Annotated in this window: 15 protein-coding genes, 1 tRNA gene and 1 riboswitch; of the genes, 9 read left to right on the plus strand and 7 right to left on the minus strand. The window is 68.5% G+C overall.

Features of this window, described 5'->3' with window-relative positions; all coding sequences use genetic code 11:
* Positions 1 to 103: 103 nt before the first annotated feature.
* Complete coding sequence (locus tag BM424_RS21040; RefSeq protein WP_245776018.1) at positions 104 to 661, plus strand: NUDIX hydrolase; 558 nt, start codon at positions 104 to 106, stop codon at positions 659 to 661.
* On the opposite strand, the gene BM424_RS21045 is transcribed toward BM424_RS21040, so the two are convergent.
* Positions 633 to 1,868 (minus strand): helix-turn-helix domain-containing protein, encoded by a 1,236-nt coding sequence (locus tag BM424_RS21045; RefSeq protein WP_139274120.1) that lies wholly within the window; start codon positions 1,866 to 1,868, stop codon positions 633 to 635. The two genes, BM424_RS21040 and BM424_RS21045, sit on opposite strands and share 29 nt — an antisense overlap.
* A 320-nt stretch (positions 1,869 to 2,188) precedes the next feature.
* Here BM424_RS21045 and BM424_RS21050 point away from each other — a divergent pair, with 320 nt between their 5' ends.
* From BM424_RS21050 to BM424_RS21070, 5 genes are all read left to right on the plus strand, one after another.
* Positions 2,189 to 2,416: an HC3 family zinc finger protein gene (locus BM424_RS21050; RefSeq protein WP_093420839.1), complete on the plus strand. Its 228-nt coding sequence runs from the start codon at positions 2,189 to 2,191 to the stop codon at positions 2,414 to 2,416.
* A complete protein-coding gene (locus tag BM424_RS21055) occupies positions 2,413 to 2,619 on the plus strand; it encodes a hypothetical protein (protein ID WP_093420842.1) in 207 nt (68 codons plus the stop codon). Before BM424_RS21050 ends, BM424_RS21055 begins: the two co-directional genes overlap by 4 nt.
* A 148-nt stretch (positions 2,620 to 2,767) precedes the next feature.
* The gene (locus tag BM424_RS21060; protein ID WP_217649787.1) at positions 2,768 to 3,652 is read left to right on the plus strand and encodes a radical SAM protein; all 885 of its coding nucleotides are present in this window, start codon (positions 2,768 to 2,770) and stop codon (positions 3,650 to 3,652) included.
* 7 nt (positions 3,653 to 3,659) lie between these two features.
* Positions 3,660 to 4,406, plus strand: coding sequence for an AAA family ATPase (locus BM424_RS21065; RefSeq protein WP_093420847.1), 747 nt, complete (start codon positions 3,660 to 3,662; stop codon positions 4,404 to 4,406).
* Positions 4,406 to 5,257 (plus strand): aminoglycoside phosphotransferase, encoded by an 852-nt coding sequence (locus tag BM424_RS21070; RefSeq protein ID WP_217649788.1) that lies wholly within the window; start codon positions 4,406 to 4,408, stop codon positions 5,255 to 5,257. The genes BM424_RS21065 and BM424_RS21070 overlap by 1 nt, the downstream gene beginning before the upstream one ends.
* 276 nt (positions 5,258 to 5,533) lie before the next feature.
* Here the strand turns inward: BM424_RS21070 and BM424_RS21075 are convergent.
* The 3 genes from BM424_RS21075 to BM424_RS21085 form a co-directional block, all read right to left on the minus strand.
* Positions 5,534 to 5,608, minus strand: a tRNA-Val gene (locus BM424_RS21075).
* Between the two features lie 102 nt (positions 5,609 to 5,710).
* Positions 5,711 to 6,175 carry a peroxiredoxin gene (locus BM424_RS21080; RefSeq protein ID WP_093420849.1) on the minus strand — a complete coding sequence of 155 codons (465 nt, stop codon included), beginning with the start codon at positions 6,173 to 6,175 and terminating at the stop codon, positions 5,711 to 5,713.
* 124 nt (positions 6,176 to 6,299) lie between these two features.
* Positions 6,300 to 6,734: a DUF3052 domain-containing protein gene (locus tag BM424_RS21085; RefSeq protein ID WP_093420851.1), complete on the minus strand. Its 435-nt coding sequence runs from the start codon at positions 6,732 to 6,734 to the stop codon at positions 6,300 to 6,302.
* 300 nt (positions 6,735 to 7,034) lie between these two features.
* On the opposite strand from BM424_RS21085, the gene aceE reads away from it, so the two are divergent.
* On the plus strand, positions 7,035 to 9,809 hold the full coding sequence (aceE, locus tag BM424_RS21090; RefSeq protein ID WP_093420853.1) for a pyruvate dehydrogenase (acetyl-transferring), homodimeric type: 2,775 nt from the start codon (positions 7,035 to 7,037) through the stop codon (positions 9,807 to 9,809).
* 234 nt (positions 9,810 to 10,043) lie between these two features.
* Positions 10,044 to 11,087 carry an isocitrate/isopropylmalate dehydrogenase family protein gene (locus BM424_RS21095; protein ID WP_245776019.1) on the plus strand — a complete coding sequence of 348 codons (1,044 nt, stop codon included), beginning with the start codon at positions 10,044 to 10,046 and terminating at the stop codon, positions 11,085 to 11,087.
* Here BM424_RS21095 and BM424_RS21100 read toward each other — a convergent pair.
* Entirely contained in the window at positions 11,074 to 11,718 is a 645-nt protein-coding gene (locus tag BM424_RS21100) for a nicotinamide mononucleotide transporter family protein (RefSeq protein ID WP_093420856.1), read from the minus strand. The two genes, BM424_RS21095 and BM424_RS21100, sit on opposite strands and share 14 nt — an antisense overlap.
* Positions 11,719 to 11,816: 98 nt before the next feature.
* Positions 11,817 to 11,945, minus strand: a riboswitch (FMN riboswitch).
* A gap of 160 nt (positions 11,946 to 12,105) precedes the next feature.
* Here BM424_RS21100 and BM424_RS21105 point away from each other — a divergent pair.
* The gene (locus BM424_RS21105; RefSeq protein ID WP_093420858.1) at positions 12,106 to 12,333 is read left to right on the plus strand and encodes a DUF3263 domain-containing protein; all 228 of its coding nucleotides are present in this window, start codon (positions 12,106 to 12,108) and stop codon (positions 12,331 to 12,333) included.
* A gap of 3 nt (positions 12,334 to 12,336) precedes the next feature.
* Here BM424_RS21105 and BM424_RS21110 read toward each other — a convergent pair whose 3' ends face one another.
* Positions 12,337 to 13,212 (minus strand): peptidoglycan recognition protein family protein, encoded by an 876-nt coding sequence (locus tag BM424_RS21110; RefSeq protein ID WP_093420861.1) that lies wholly within the window; start codon positions 13,210 to 13,212, stop codon positions 12,337 to 12,339.
* 124 nt (positions 13,213 to 13,336) lie between these two features.
* On the minus strand, positions 13,337 to 14,062 hold the full coding sequence (locus BM424_RS21115; protein ID WP_093420863.1) for a mechanosensitive ion channel family protein: 726 nt from the start codon (positions 14,060 to 14,062) through the stop codon (positions 13,337 to 13,339).
* Between the last annotated feature and the right edge of the window lie 147 nt (positions 14,063 to 14,209).

The raw sequence follows: 14,209 nt of genomic DNA on the forward strand, positions 1-14,209 counted from the left end.
CAGCTCATCCGAGCTCAAGCCGCAATCACCGGAACTGATCCCCCGGCCTGCTGGGAACGTCGTCATGGCTGCCGCACACCGCGTTCCGGTAGCGTTCCGCTCCGTGGCGAACGAGGCGAACGCACCCGAGCTGGTGACTTGGACCATCCACGGCGAACGACTCATCGACGACACCCGACGACTCAAGCTGAGCATTGCGTCGGTCGAGCTACCAGATGGCGTCACGTTCGAGCAGTACGTCTTGCGCATGCCCAAGGCCGCGATGACCGTGGTCGTCCACGACGAGCACGTGCTGATGATCTGGCGGCATCGGTTCATCCTCGACCAGTGGGTGTGGGAACTCCCCGGCGGATACGTGGACCCGAACGAGGACCCGGCTCTGACGGCAGCGCGCGAGGTCGAGGAGGAGACCGGCTGGCGACCGTCGTCCATCCGTCCTTTCGGCACGTTCCAACCCCTCACCGGCACCGCCGACTTCGAGAACCTGCTGTTCCTCGCCGAGGGCGCGGAGGACACCGGCAAACCGGCCGACATCAACGAGACAGCTCGCGTCGAGTGGGTACCGCTTGCCGAGATTCCCGAACGCATCGAGCAAGGGCTGATCCCTGGAGCCGCGGCACAGGTGGCCTTGTTCAAGCTGTTGGCGCAGCACCGAAGCTGATGCCCAACGCGGCGAGTTCGTCGCCGAGCTCGGCAACCACCGGCATGGTCCGGTGGCGATGCAGGCGTTTGGCGAAGTCCTGCAAGTAGAGCCGGGTGCGCGCCGACTGCAGTTTTCGGCCGAGGTGCAGGGCGTCGCGGCCTACGGCGCACGCCTCCTCGATCTCCCGCAGGTCGGCGAGGATCGACGCGAGCAAGGCGATGTTGAACAGCTTCCCACGGTCGTACCCCGCGCTCATTTCGAGGGACCGGCGGGCGAAACGCTCCGCAGCGCGGAGTTCGCCGAGTTCCCGCATGCAGTGGGCCATCTTGGCGGCGAGGTAGGCCGCGTCGTAGTAGCTGAGCCACGGCGGGTGCTCCACCTGGTCCACGCGGCCGAACGCATCCTCGGCGTCACGGAGCGCAGCCACACTGCCGCGCTTGTCGCGCACCAGCGCGAGTCCGTGAGCTTCCATCACGGCTGTCTCGGATTCCAACGCGGCCAACCCGGTGTCGGCCGCCGTCTCGCGGGCTGCGCGCGCGAGTCCCACCGATCCCGCTCCATCTCGGGCGTGGGCGGCTTGGTGGCTCATGCCCGCGAGCATTTCGGCCGACAGCGCGTGGTCCCCAACCCGTTGGCACATCTGCAGCGCCTGTTGCAGGTGGCGGCGGCCCGACAGCATGTCGCCGACGTCGTAGGCCATCCACCCAGCGAGCTGGTTGAGTTCCGCGACGGCCGAGACGAACTCGACCTGGACGTTGCCGGGCCGGTGGTCGTGCATGGCGGGCGCGACTTCGTCGGCGAGGTAGGCGCCGAGCATGGCCCTGGCGTGGCCACCGCCGAAACGGTTGTCCAGCCCGCGAAAGGTCGCCGTGGTCTCCCTGATCGAGTCCACCGAGAGCGGCGCACTCGCACCGGTGTTCAGGGATGGTGCTCGGCGTCCGCCGAACCATCCGAATCCGACGCGGGCAGAAGTGGCCGACGCCGGGGTTTCCCGTCCCGGGAGCCTGAACCACAGCAGTGATTCAGGGATGTGCAGAATCAACGCCCACGTGCCAAGTTTGTCGAGGTCACTCGGAGGCTTCGCGCCGCGCTCCAGTCTGCTGATCTGTGCCTGCGTCATGTTGAGCCACCGCGCCAACGCCGCTTGAGTGATCACGGGGCGATGCTCGTAGCGGTACGCGTAGAGGACGCGTCCGAAATGGCGGGCCTGGAGAGCTTCGCTCAACGTGGGACGCTGCCAGAAATCCGCGCTCTTCGGTTCGGGGCCTGAGGATTCCGCCGCGGATTTCCGCCGACACGGGCTGCACAAGACGTCGCGCTGGTCTCGCCCAAGACGGGTTCCGCAGCTGCGGCACGCCCTGTCGCCTCTAGCGCTCATCGTCACCCCATCAGGCCAGATTCACGATCAGCATAGGGATCACTACTCCTTGTCACGTGCGGATATGCGCGGCATACATATCGCAAGCGGTTTCGTCGTTTTCCGTCTCGCAACAGGCGGTGAAAGTGGCTGCGACAGCAACCATCTGGTCATGGGAGGACGTAGCCATGGCGTACCAACCGCATCCGTTCCACTGGGTGCCTGCCAGCGGTCGACGACACGCGTCGCGGAGCCGCGTAGACGACGGCGCGACCGCTCGAATGTTGTGCGGCGAGCACGTTGTCGCGTCGTACAGCGATACCGCGTGGCTGTGGGAAACCTGCGCGAGCTGCAACATCACCGCGCACGGCCTCGCGGGTGTTCCCATGCCGACCGGTGCGGCGGTAGGGGCATGACCACCTCGCTGAGCCGCACCATGCGGACTGCCTTGGTCGCCATCGGCGCAGCAGTGCAGAACGTCGAGGCCGGCCGCAGCGACCAGGACGAGCTCGACGAAATGGCGTTGGTGTGCGATCGGCTCGCGCAGGTCCTGCGAGCAGCTGCTGAGCAGACCGAGGCGCTTGAGGCCGAGGTCGTGGCGGTGGTGATCGAACCATGATCACCGTTTCGGCGCGTCGGCGGACCTTGTCGTGGACGGGCCCGTGCGGCGAGAGCTGCGCCAACCTGCGCCCCGCACGGGCCAGGACTCAACTGCGGCGTCTGCAAGGCGCTGTTCAACGGCAACGCAATCAGCGGGGAGGAAACCTGTGGGACAAGCTTCGTTCGTATGGTTGGAGATCACCGGCAAGTGCCAACTCGAATGCGCCCACTGCTACGCCGATTCCGGCCCCGGCGGGGATCACGGCAGCATGAGCGAGCAGGACTGGCGCAGGGTCATCGACGAGGCCGCCGAGGTGGGCACAAGGATGGTGCAGTTCATCGGCGGTGAACCCACCCTGCACCCGTCGCTGCCGTCCCTGGTCGATCACGCGCGATCCCGCGAGGTCGAGGTCGAGGTGTTCTCGAACCTCGTCAGTGTCCACCCGGTGCTGTGGGACGTGCTCGCCCAGCCGGGCGTGCGGCTGGCGACGTCGTACTACTCGACCGACGCCGCCGAGCACGCCACGATCACCAAGCGGCGGACGTACGCGCGCACGAAGGCCAACATCGCGGAAGCCGTGCGCCGGTCGATCCCGGTGCGGGCCGGTGTGGTGAACCTGCGGGACGGGCAGCGCAGCGATCAAGCCGTCGCCGAGCTGCGCGAGCTCGGGGTCAACGAGATCGGGACCGACCGGCTACGACAAGTTGGCCGCGGAGTGCGCACCGGACGAACCGGCCTCGATCAACTGTGCGGCCATTGCGGCGATGACAAGATAGCGATCTCCCCGACCGGGGAGGTGTGGCCGTGCGTGTTCTCCCGGTGGATGCCGGTGGGCAACGTGCGGGATCGTGCTCTTGCCGCCATCTTGGCCGGTCCACAGATGGCCGAGGCGGACGCGACGCTGCGCACCCACTTCGCTACGCGACCACGGTCTGCGTGCGATCCTCAGTGCGGACCGAACTGCGGACCTGCCTGCAACCCGTCGTGCTGGCCGACCGGCGCCGGACCGTGCGGACCCAACGGCGGGTGCCAGCCGAACTACGACGCCTAGGAGACCGGTGTACGTCCGTCGTGCCTACGTCCGTGAGGCGAACCGCCCCGGCCGCGCCGAGCGCGGCCGGTGGCCGTTCACTGTGCCGTGCGTGGCCGAGCTCGCCGAGGAGGGCCTGACCTTCCAGGCACCGGTGACCTTCCTCGTCGGAGACAACGGCTCCGGGAAGTCCACGCTTGTTGAGGCCATCGCCGAGGGCTTCAAGCTCGATTCCTACGGCGGCCGGCTCGCAGCGAAACGCGGTCGCCCTGACTCCGTCAAGACAGCGCTCGGCGAGGTGCTGACGCTGGAAACCACGGCCGCCGGATCGCGGATGCTCGGTGGCCCCCGTTCCCGCAAGCAGGGGTTCTTCCTGCGGGCCGAGACGGCGTTTCAGATGACCGAGAACCTAGGAGGGGTGCCGGGCTACTGGGAGGACAACACCGCCGAGATGTCGCACGGAGAGGGCTTCCTGACGGTGTTCCGGGAGATGTTCAACAAGCCGGGGTTCTACGTGATGGACGAGCCCGAGGCCGCGCTGTCATTCACCTCGTGCCTGCACCTGGTGTCGCTCTTGCACGAGCTGGGCCAGACCGGTGCCCAGGTGGTGTGCGCGACGCACTCGCCGATCCTGGCCGCCACGCCCGGCGCCGACATCATCGAGGTGGGCGAGCACGGGTTCCGCCGGATCAAGTGGGACGAACTCGAACTCGTCGACCACTGGCGCCGCTACCTGACCAACCCGGACAACTACCTCCGACACATCATCGACTGATGAGTCCGACCACCGCCGAAGTCGCCGAGGCCGACCGCCGATTCGCCGCATGGATGCGCGCCAACCTCGCGCGCGCCGCCGCGCACTTCGGTGTCGAAGTCCAGGGCGAACCCGTCTTCGGGTGGCGACTGCGCTCAATCGGCGCTCCAGCCCGTGACGCCGACGGTGCAGCTCGATGGCTGCGCGTCGTCTCGGAATTCCCGAATTGGGCTTCGGGCGAATTCTGGACCGGCAACGCCGACGCGAACGCGCTCCCGGCGACCATCCCGCGCCCGCACGTCGAGGCGACGACCGAATGGACCGACGGACGTCGCCAGCGCGCCGAGCTCGCGACCCGGATGCCGGGGAGGCCGTGCGCGACCCACGACGCCCCCGCCGGACCGCTGCAGCTCGATCCGGGGTGGTGGTCTGCCCTACAGCTCGCCCTCACCACACTGGCAGCCGCCCCCACCCACCGTGTCCACGCCGACCAGGAGAAGGTCACGCACCGCATCCGCAGAGCCTTCGGCGACCAGGTCGACACCCGCGTCGACCAGTGGGAGACCGTGCACGGCGATCTGCACTGGAACAACCTCATGCAGCCTGAATTCGGGCTGTTGGACTGGGAAGGCTGGGGGCGTGGACCGACGGGCACCGACGCAGCCACCTTGTTGTGCTGCAGCCTGCTCGCTCCAGCCACCTACGGCGACGTCCGATCGGTGTTCGCCGGCGTCCTCGACTCGCCGTCCGGGCGGGTGGCGCAGTTCTACGCTGCCGCCCGGCTGTTGCACCGGGTAGAGATGGACGAGCGCCACGACTTCGCCCACGCGCTACGGGCCCACGCTCGCGCCCTGCTCGACGGTGCTGACTGAACGACGTCTGCCCGAGTGATGTTGAAAAGTCCCGGGAACCACGCTCCCATGGAGCCGGGCTTGCTGCGAAGGTGATCGTGCTCTTGCAGATGCCCAACAACCCGGGGTAAAGGTTTTCGCGATTCCGAGAGCTCACCGGGCACGGATGTCTCGTTCCTCATCGGAGGGACCAAGCAGGTGCGACCGATCCATGCATTCAGACGGCTTTCACAGGGCAACTCGTGCCATGAGAAGGCCGGACCGAACTACGAACTTGCTAAGACACCAGGTCGGAGGTGGTGGGCGCAGTTGGGTTCGAACCAACGACCCCTTGCTTGTAAGGCAAGTGCTCTTCCGCTGAGCTATGCGCCCTTGAGGTGATCGATCGGCGTGTGCCGGGTGAACACCCCGGCAAGGATACCGGGGTGTTGTGCCCGGATTCGGGGCCGGTCGACCACCTGTTCCGGGAAGGGGTCAGGCGGTGAGTTCCGCCAGGGCCTTCTTCCAGACGTTCTGGTCGCGGGCCTCGCCGGGCTGGTTGACCTCGGCGAAGCGGACCTTGCCCTCGGTGTCGATGAGGAACGTGCCGCGGTTGGCCATACCGGCGGCCTCGTTGAACACGCCGTAGGCCTTGGCGGTCTCGCCGTGCGGCCAGAAGTCCGACAGCAGCGGGAAGGTGTAGCCCTGCTGGTCGGCCCACGCCTTGAGCGAGAACGGCGTGTCCACCGAAACGCCGATGACCTGGACCTTGTCGTTCTCGAAGTCGCTCAGGTCATCGCGGACCTGGCACAGCTCGCCCTGGCAGACGCCGCTGAACGCGAACGGGTAGAACACCAGCAGGACGTTCTTCTTGCCCCGGAAGTCGGCCAGCGAGACCTTTTCCTTGTTGTAGTCGGGCAACGTGAAGTCCGGGGCCTGCGCACCGACCTCAACAGTCATGAGAGCACCCTCCTGTTCGACATGACCTTGTCCCGGCCGAACCTACACCGCGCGATGACGGTGCGGCGACGAACGTGGGCACCGATGGCGACATCGGTGCCCACGGTTCGGGATGCGAAACGCCTCAGCGGCGGGCCTTGGCCCGGCGGTACGCCAGCCGGGTGCCCATCCAGCCTTCGCTGACGCTGGCGTTCGCGGTCTGCGCCAGGTTCGCCGTTGAGGCGGCCTCGGCGATGTCGGCCGGTTCGACGTATCCGTCTCGGCCGGTCTTGGGGGTCATCACCCAGATGACCCCGTCGTCGGACAGGGGCGTCATCACATCGAGAAGCGTGTCCGTGAGGTCGCCATCGTCTTCGCGCCACCACAGCAACACGACATCGACCACTTCGTCGGCATCTTCGTCGAGCAGATCGCTCCCGCAACGCTCCTCGATCGAGGCCCGGACGTCGTCATCAACGTCCTCGTCCCAGCCGATTTCCTGGACAACCATCTCCGGCTCGATGTCGAGCCTCTCGGCGACGTCGGCTTCGCCTTTACCGGCGTCTCCCGCGGCGACCACGGTTTTCTCACTCCTCCAATGCACCGGTGCGGCGGCCTCTGGCCCCGCACGACTTCCCAACCTGGCCGATAGCGAACACTGCGGACCGCTACCGGCGCAACTGCTAGGCGCACGACACGCCGTAGCAACGCGTTGATGACCGACTCTAGACCGGCTTCGCCCGCACCAACAGCCTGCGGTGCGTCGTCGTCGGCTTCGGGTGCGCCCACAGGGCGCGAACATGGGGGAACATGGGAGGTGTCGGACATCACGTCCGGCGCCACACCCTGCCACGAATCCCGACGTAGTCGAGGAGATCCCTTGTCCGCGCTCAACAACGACGCCGCTCACGACGCCGTCCCCGCCCAGCGGGTCCGGGTGATCCGGGACGGCCTGGCCTCCCACCTGCCCGACATCGATCCGCAGGAGACCGACGAGTGGCTGCAGTCATTCGATTCAGTGCTGTCGGCCAACGGGCAGCAGCGCGCCCGCTACCTGATGTTGCGGCTGCTGCAGCGCGCCCGCGAGAGCGGCGTCGGCGTGCCCTCGCTGACCAGCACGGACTACGTCAACAGCATCCCCACCGAGCAGGAGCCGTGGTTCCCCGGAGATGAGGAGACCGAACGCCGCTACCGGGCGTGGATGCGCTGGAACGCGGCGATGATGGTGCACCGCGCGCAGCGGCCCGGCATCGGCGTCGGCGGGCACATCTCCTCGTTCGCGTCCTCGGCGAGCCTCTACGAGGTGGGGTTCAACTGGTTCTTCCGCGGCAAGGACCACCCCGGCGGCGGTGACCACCTCTACATCCAGGGCCACGCCTCCCCCGGCATCTACGCGCGGGCGTTCCTGGAGGGCAGGCTGGGTGAGCACCAGCTCGACGGGTTCCGCCAGGAGCACTCGCACGCCGGGGCCGGCGGCGGCCTGCCGTCCTACCCGCACCCCAGGTTGATGCCGGACTTCTGGGAGTTCCCGACCGTGTCGATGGGCCTGGGCCCGATGAACGCGATCTTCCAGGCCCGCTTCAACCGCTACCTGCACGACCGGGGCATCTCCGACACCTCCCAGCAGCGGGTGTGGGCGTTCCTCGGCGACGGCGAGATGAACGAGCCCGAGTCGCGGGGCCTGCTGCACGTGGCCGCCAACGAAGGTCTGGACAACCTGACGTTCGTGGTCAACTGCAACCTGCAGCAGCTCGACGGCCCGGTGCGCGGCAACGGCAAGATCATCCAGGAGCTGGAGGCGTTCTTCCGCGGCGCGGGCTGGAACGTGATCAAGGTCGTGTGGGGCCGCGAGTGGGACACCCTGCTGCACGCCGACCGCGACGGGGCGCTGGTCAACCTCATGAACACCACGCCCGACGGCGACTACCAGACCTACAAGGCCAACGACGGCGCCTTCGTGCGCGAGCACTTCTTCGGCCGCGACCCGCGCACCAAGGAGATGGTCAAGCACCTCAGCGACGACGAGATCTGGGGCCTGCGGCGAGGCGGCCACGACTACCGCAAGGTCTACGCGGCCTACAAGGCGGCGACCGAGCACCACGGCCAGCCGACGGTCATCCTGGCCAAGACGATCAAGGGCTACGGCCTGGGCCCGCACTTCGAGGGCCGCAACGCCACGCACCAGATGAAGAAGCTGACGCTGGACGACCTCAAGCTGTTCCGCGACAGCCTGCGCATCCCGATCTCCGACGAGCAGCTCGACCCCTACCAGCCGCCCTACTACCACCCCGGCCAGGACTCGCCGGAGATCCAGTACCTGCAGGAACGCCGCCGTCAGCTGGGCGGGTACCTGCCGGAGCGCCGGTCCAAGCCCAAGCCGCTGGTGCTGCCCGGCGACAAGGTCTACGAGGTGATCCGCAAGGGTTCGGGCAAGCAGGAGGTCGCCACCACGATGGCGTTCGTCCGGCTGCTCAAGGACCTCGCCAAGGACTCCGAGATCGGCGGCCGGATCGTGCCGATCATCCCGGACGAGGCGCGGACCTTCGGCATGGACTCGATGTTCCCGTCGCAGAAGATCTACAACCCGCACGGCCAGCTCTACACGCCGGTGGACTACCAGCTGATGCTGGCCTACCGGGAGAGCGAGTCCGGGCAGATCATGCACGAGGGCATCAACGAGGCCGGCTCCACCGCCTCGTTCACCGCCGCGGGCACCAGCTACGCCACGCACGGCGAGCCGATGATCCCGATCTACATCTTCTACTCGATGTTCGGCTTCCAGCGCACCGGTGACGGGTTCTGGGCGGCGGCCGACCAGATGGCGCGGGGATTCGTGCTCGGCGCCACGGCGGGCCGGACGACGCTGACCGGTGAAGGGCTGCAGCACGCCGACGGGCACTCGCAGCTCATCGCCGCCACGAACCCGGCGGTGGTGGCCTACGACCCGGCGTGGGCGTTCGAGGTGGCGCACATCGTCAAGGACGGTCTGCGGCGGATGTTCGGCGAGAACGCCGAGAACGTCTTCTACTACCTGACCGTCTACAACGAGCCCTACCAGCAGCCGGCCGAACCCGAGGGGCTCGACGTGGACGGGCTGCTGCGCGGTCTCTACCGGTATCAGGCCGCGCCCGCCGGGTCCGGTCCCCGCGCCCAGCTGATGGGCTCGGGCGTGCTGCTGCCGGAGGTGCTCAAGGCGGCGCGGATGCTCGCCGAGGACTGGGGCGTGCGGGCCGACGTGTGGTCGGCGACGTCGTGGGCGCAGCTGCGCCGCGACGCCGAGCAGGCCGACCGGCACAACCTGCTCAACCCCGGCGCCGATCCGCAGGTGCCGTACGTGACCCGCGCGTTGTCGGAGGCCGAGGGCCCGGTGGTGGCGGTCAGCGACTGGATGCGGGCGGTTCCGGACCTGATCCGGCCGTGGGTGCCGGGCGAGATGGTCAGCCTCGGCGCCGACGGGTTCGGCTTCTCCGACACGCGTCCCGCGGCGCGCCGGGTGTTCCTCGTCGACGCCGAGTCGACGGTGGTCGCGACGCTGGCGGCCCTGGCCCGCAGCGGCCGGATCGACCGGGCCACGGTCGTGGAGGCCGCCCGCAAGTACCGCATCGACGACGTCCAGGCCGCAGGCCCCCAGACCTCCGACCCCGGAGTCGCCTGACCCGAGCGACCACCCCCGAAGGCCCCGGTCACCCCGCCCCCGCAGCGGGGTGACCGGGGCCTTCGCCATGCCAACACCATCCGCCCAACGCTGAAACACGTTCCACTCGGGTCAAAAACCGCGGTATTCGACCCGACAAATACCGCGGTTTTTGACCGGTCGAATACCGCGGTTTTTGACCCGACGAGTGCCGCGGTTTCCGGTGCGGGGCATCGGGTGTGGTGGAGTGGGGGTGTGCGTATCGCGTGTGTCGACGGGGACGGGATCGGGCCCGAGCTGATGGCCAGCGCTCGGGAGGTGCTGGCGGCGGCTGCGGCTCTGGACGGGTGGGACGTCGAGTTCGGGTTCGAGTCCGGTGGCGCCGGGACCTACCTGGAGGCCGGGGAACCGCTGGCGGCCGGGGCCGTGGAGCGGTTCCGGGGTGAGTACGACGCCGTGCTGAAGGGGCCCGTCGGACTGCCGGAGGTGCGCAAGGCCGACGGGACCGAGGCCGGGGTGCTCGGCGGGGTGCTGCGCAACGGCCTCGACACCTACGCCAACGTCCGGCCGGTGCGGCTGCTGCCCGGGATCCGCGACGGCGCCGACCCGATCGACTACGTGATCGTGCGGGAGAACACCGAGGGCCTGTACCTCTCGCGCGGCAGCGGGGTGCGCAACGAGCGGGCCGCCAGCGACCAGCTGCTCATGACGCGGGTCGGCGTCGAGCGGATCGTGCGGTTCGCGTTCGAGACCGCGCGGGCGCGCTCCGGTGCGCCGAAGGACGGCGTGAGCCGGGTGACCTGCGTGGACAAGAGCAACGTGCTGCGCAGCTTCGCGTTCTTCCGGGACATCTTCGACGAGATCGCCGCCGAGCACCCCGACGTCGAGGCCGACCACCGCTACACCGACGCCGCCGCGCACGACCTGGTCGCCGACCCCGGCCACTTCGACGTGCTGGTCACCGAGAACTTCGTCGGCGACATGCTCAGCGACCTCGGCGCGGCCACCGCGGGCGGTCTCGGGATGTGCCCGTCGGGCAACATCGGCGACGACGCCGCCTACTTCGAACCCGTGCACGGCAGCGCCCCGTCGATCGCCGGGCAGGACAAGGCCAATCCGACGTCGCAGCTGCTCACCGCCGCGATGCTGCTCGACCACGCGGGCGTCACCGGAACCGCCCGCCGCATCACCGGCGCGGTCGAGTCCGCCTACGCCGACGGCGCCGTCCGCCTCAACCCCGACGGCACCCCGACCTGCGGCACCCGAGGAGTGACCGAAGCAGTCCTCAGCCGTCTGTGACGGTGGTGAGGTTGTGCTGGGCCTTGGCGGTGCGGGTCCAGGTCCACCAGCCGTGGATCACCAGGGCCGCGAACACGATGTAGATGGCGGCGCTGAAGTGCAGGCCGGAGGCGAGCTGCAGCGGGACGCCGACCGCGTCGACGGCCAGCCAGACCAGCCAGAACTCCACCAGACCCCGGCCCTGCGCCCAGAACGCGACGCCGGTGCCGATGAAGATCCACGCGTCCGGCCACGGCGCCCACGAGGCGTCCAGGGCGCTGAGCAGCAGCGCGAACGCCGAGGTGCCCACCGCCAGGACCGCGAGCAGCACCAGCCGCTCGACGCCGGTGGCCTTGCGGATCGCGACGCCGTAGACCGGGTCGCTGCGGCGGTTCCACGCCCACCAGCCGTAGACCGAGATCAGCAGGATCACCACCTGCCGGATCGCGAGCCCGCCGAGGTGCGCCGAGGCGTAGACCGCGAACAGCAGCACGGTCGCGGTCACCTGCACCGGCCAGGTCGCCACCCAGCGCCGCTGCGCGAGGAACACCACCGCCAGCGCGCAGAGCTGCCCGACGAGTTCGGCCCAGGAGATCTTCTGCCCCAGCACGGTGATCCCGTTGCCGAGCAGCCATTCCGCCACCGCTTGCACGCCCGCTCCTCCCGCCGGGTGCGCCGGGGTGTGCGCGGGCGACCGCGAGAGCCGCGAAACACGGCTCGACCGGCCCGGATTCGCGCGTCGCGGTGGCCCGTGCGCGCCTCTCATCCGGACTATGACCGTCGGTCCCGGAATTCCACCGGATCGGCCGGCACCCACGGAGGTGCCGGTTCGCGGACTTTCACCGCCGGTTCGGATTTCCACCGACCCCGGAGCGCACGAGTTCGTACTGCACTGCGCAACATCCTGCTCCGGCGGATCTGTTCCGCGAGCCGCACGTGGGTCGGATCACAACACGCCGACCACCGATGGCCGATCGAACACCCGTACCCCGATCGCCTAGACTTGATCGTCCCAGGCTGAACGAGGGGGTAACGCCGGATGAACGACACCGACCGCGCCATCCTCGCCTTCGAGCTCGAGCACTGGCAGTACCAGGGCAACAAGGAACGCGTGATCCAGGAGCGCTTCGGGTTCTCCCCGAACCGCTACTACCAGCGCCTGAACCGGCTGCTCGACGAGCCGGAGGCGTTAGCGCAGCAACCGGCCCTGGTGAAGCGGCTGCTCAACCGCCGCGATCAGCGGGCCCAGAGGCGCCGCGCGGTGTAGGACCTAGGCGCCCGGCGCCGGCTGGCGCTGCTGCTGGATGCGGACGAGTTCGGCCAGCAGCGGTGCGGCCTGATCGGCGGGCATCGCCTCGAACGCCGCCTTGATCGCCTCCGGCCCCTGCAACCCGTTCTGCGGCGCCTGCGGGGCGGCCTGCGGGTTCTGGTTGTCGGCGGCCATGTCGTTGACCAGGTCGACGAGCATCGCGACGATCGTGCGCGGACCGACCGCGGTCTGCCACCCCTGGATCTGCCCCTCTGGTCCGCGCGGACCGAGCAGCTCGTGCTCCAGGCGCCGCAGCATCGCGTCCTGTTCCGGGGTCATCTCGTCCTCCTGGTCCTGGGTCACGAGGTCGGCCCGGAAGCGGTCCATGTCGACGTGGCCCGGGTCGATCTTGCCGGTGACGCTGGTCTCCTTGTGGCCGCGCGCGGCGTCCGGCGGCCGGCCGAGGTGACGCAGCACCGCGACGGTCGCGGCCAGCGCCGCGCCGTACTGCTCGGGGCTCGGGCCCTGCTCGACGCCCTGGTAGTCCCACTCGAACCCGACGTAGAGGGTGTTGCCGTCACCGGCCGGGTTCGGGCCGGAGGCCTTGGCCTCGCCCGCGTGGTTGGCGCGGCCCGCGGCGATCACGTGCACCACGCCGTCGAAGCCGATCACCGCGTGGCACAGCGGCCCGGCGAGGTCCGGGCGCCCGTCGATGCACATCTGCACGGTCGGTGCCGGGTTCTCGTACGAGGCGTAGGTCGCGGTGTGGTGTTCGAGCACGCCGACCGCGGCGGGCTGCCGCCCGGACGCGGTGCGCTCCTTCCAGCCCGGCGTCTCCACGACGGCCAGTCCGGCCGCGCGCAGCACGTCGGCGAGCCACACGAGCGGTAGTGCCACCGGTGATCACCCCCAACAGATCCCGATGCCCATGATGTCCGTTTCCCGAGCCGGGCCGGAACGGCCAAGAGAATGAAAAATCGGGACCCACCCGATGGGTGAGTCCCGATCTTCCGGCGTTGCGTCAGAGGGTTCCGGTGTGCCCCTGCTCGGGCTGCTGCCCGGACTGCTGGGCGCCGTTGCCGCCCTGCGCGGAGAACTGCGACTCGGCGTTGGCCAGCCAGCGGGTCCAGCGCTGCTGCATCGGCTGGATGAGGCCGCCGCCGACACCGACGATGATCACGCCCGCGGCCGAGGCCAGCACGGCGATGAGCACCGGGGTGGTCACGGTGACCGCGATGCCGATCTGGTTGAGGGCGGAGATGATGCCCAGCGCCAGGATGAATCCGAAAGCGATCTTGCCCAGCAGCGGGCCGACCGGGCGGTTGCCCAGCGCGCTGCGGATCAGGTCGCCCACGGCGCGGCCGATCGCGGCGGCGACCAGCACCAGGACCACGGCGACGACGATGCGCGGCAGGAAGAGCACGACCTGGTCGATGAGGTCCTTCACCGCGTTCGGGCCGAACGCGCTCAGCGCCAGCTGCAAGAAGATCAGCAGGATGAAGTAGTAGACCAGTTTGACGAGGATTCCGCCGACGTCGATTCCGGAACCGGACGTCATGTCACCGAGTCCGGCCTTGGCGATCAGCTTGTTGAATCCCAGCTTCTTGAACGCCATCTGCACTGCCTTGGAGACCGCCTTGGCGATCAGCCATCCGACCAGCAGAAGGATCAGGAAGACGACCAGTTTGGGCACGAAGGTGGCCACGGCCGACCAGGCGGCGGCCAATCCTTGCTGGAGAGCTCCCATTTTCTTTGCTCCTCGAAAAAACCAAAATCAGGGGCGAATTCGCGTCGGGGGAATCGTTCTCGATCACTCATCGGGCAGCAACTCTGACAGGCTTCACGTTCGGCCGAATTTGCTCACCAATTCGAGTGAACAATTCCTCTCTCCAGT

The organism is Saccharopolyspora flava (assembly GCF_900116135.1).
Lineage (GTDB): Bacteria > Actinomycetota > Actinomycetes > Mycobacteriales > Pseudonocardiaceae > Saccharopolyspora > Saccharopolyspora flava.

Coding starts and splice junctions, on each gene's coding strand:
- BM424_RS21070 (WP_217649788.1), top strand. CDS start 4,406: ATGAGTCCGACCACCGCCGAAGTCGCCGAGGCCGACCGCCGATTCGCC.
- BM424_RS21080 (WP_093420849.1), bottom strand. CDS start 6,175: ATGACTGTTGAGGTCGGTGCGCAGGCCCCGGACTTCACGTTGCCCGAC.
- BM424_RS21105 (WP_093420858.1), top strand. CDS start 12,106: ATGAACGACACCGACCGCGCCATCCTCGCCTTCGAGCTCGAGCACTGG.
- BM424_RS21050 (WP_093420839.1), top strand. CDS start 2,189: ATGGCGTACCAACCGCATCCGTTCCACTGGGTGCCTGCCAGCGGTCGA.
- BM424_RS21055 (WP_093420842.1), top strand. CDS start 2,413: ATGACCACCTCGCTGAGCCGCACCATGCGGACTGCCTTGGTCGCCATC.
- BM424_RS21115 (WP_093420863.1), bottom strand. CDS start 14,062: ATGGGAGCTCTCCAGCAAGGATTGGCCGCCGCCTGGTCGGCCGTGGCC.